The 255-nt window shown below is 43.9% G+C and carries 1 protein-coding gene; it reads right to left on the minus strand.

The window, feature by feature from the left end; all coding sequences use genetic code 11:
* The coding region (locus FCL47_RS24960; RefSeq protein ID WP_205747436.1) for a hypothetical protein at nucleotides 1–206 on the minus strand (206 nt) is incomplete at its 3' end.
* Nucleotides 207–255: the final 49 nt, after the last annotated feature.

The raw sequence follows: 255 nt of genomic DNA on the forward strand, positions 1-255 counted from the left end.
AAGGTCAAGGCAACCATCTGGTTCTTCTGACTATAGTTTCCATTCAATAGAGAGGAAGTACCATTATTGGATATTTCTCTATCCTTGTAAAAATCATAAGCATAACTAACTCTCCCAGTGATGTTAGTAAAGCGTTTTGCCACGCCAACAGTGAGGGTATGTTTATCTTGGCCACTGGCGGCAGGCTCATATGTTCTATCTGGCACGGGATTTTCTTCATAGAGGTACCCAGCTGAGAACCTGTACCCCTCGTCG

Source organism: Desulfopila sp. IMCC35006 (assembly GCF_005116645.1).
Taxonomy (GTDB): domain Bacteria; phylum Desulfobacterota; class Desulfobulbia; order Desulfobulbales; family Desulfocapsaceae; genus Desulforhopalus_A.